Here is a 1,317-nt window from a genome sequence, read left to right as displayed (position 1 = left end):
TATTTATAATTTTTTCTAGCTTCTTCTTGATGTATTATTTTTTCTCTTTCCTCTTTTTTATATTTATTTAGTAATTCTTCTTTTTTTGCAGTATCATCAAAAAATAAATCTAATAAATCATTTAATTTTGTTACTGAATCTTTATCTATTGAAATAGCTTTATTATATAATTCATCTAAATCATAAGTTTTAAACCATCTTAGTAAAACACCATTATCAAAATTTTTTATAATATCCTCTGCATTGAAATTTTCTATAACATCTTCTAAACTTCTGCAGGGTTTATCTCCTAAAAGCAAAGCGAATTTCATTTTTTTCATTATTGTTTTTTACCTCATATAAAACACATATTATTGGAAAAGCCAGCCAAATAAAGAGTCAGATGCACTACTTACAAAATTTTTGACAGCTTTAGCTGCTTTGAATATAGTATGTCCTAAAGTTTTTACTGCTTTACCTACTATTTCAACTCCATTCTTAATAGCTCCTCCTGTAGCTTTTCCTACAGTACTTCCAGCCACTGCCCCCACAACTGCTCCCACTGCAGCTCCTATAGGACCTAAAGCTTTTTTTATTGATGAACCTATTGCACCGCCTATATGTTTTCCTATTGCCTCACCAACAGATTTTCCTGCTTTTTCACCTATTTTTGTACCAATAGCTGTTCCTGTAGATGTTGCTGAATCTTCTATCTTTGTACTTACTATCTCGCCAACTTGTGCTGTGGTTCTATCAACCACATAATTAACTACTTCTTCTGCATCTATTTCACATTTAGCAACTTTATATGCAGCCTTTGTAGTAGTTAAAGAATTATCAACTATACGGGCAATATCATCAGGATTTTTATCTTTCATTTCATCACCTAAATAGCCTTTTTGAGCTGCTATATATATTGCAGTAGCTACCATTTTTTTTACATCTTCATCTTTCTCATCATCTATATCTGATGTTATATATTCTTTTAAAGCATTTACTTCTTTATGATCTGTATTTATTTCTACTTTGTCATAACCTTCTGAAAACTCTATAGCTCCTATTAAAGAATTATCTCTTATATCATCAGCTGTTTCTTGTATTAGTGCTTCTCTTCCTTCTTCCGTAGTTAAATCATATTTATTATTTTTTATTTCTTTTGACATACTATTCCCCCAATTTAATTATTGTTTTCTTCTTTCATTCTTTCATATTTTTCAAATATTTTTAAATGTTCGTTTTTAGTTTCTTTTAAAGCTTCATTTACATTTCTTAGTATTATAGTCTTATCCTCTTCTTCCAAACCTTCCATACTTTTTTCTAAATCTTGCTCAAGCCATT

Annotated in this window: 2 protein-coding genes; both read right to left on the bottom strand. The window is 29.3% G+C overall.

Translation table 11 applies throughout. The features are described 5' to 3' along the window. Positions 1–320, bottom strand: a 320-nt coding sequence (locus EZH24_RS12015; RefSeq protein WP_137999307.1) for a hypothetical protein, incomplete at its 3' end; no start/stop codon positions are given. A gap of 30 nt (positions 321–350) precedes the next feature. Further along, the gene (locus EZH24_RS12010) at positions 351–1,142 is read right to left on the bottom strand and encodes a hypothetical protein (protein WP_137999306.1); all 792 of its coding nucleotides are present in this window, start codon (positions 1,140–1,142) and stop codon (positions 351–353) included. Positions 1,143–1,317: the final 175 nt, after the last annotated feature.

It is taken from the genome of Brachyspira catarrhinii, from assembly GCF_005518285.1.
GTDB lineage: Bacteria > Spirochaetota > Brachyspiria > Brachyspirales > Brachyspiraceae > Brachyspira > Brachyspira catarrhinii.
Note: the sequence above shows the minus strand (reverse complement) of the source record. Positions and strands in the feature narration are given on the sequence as shown.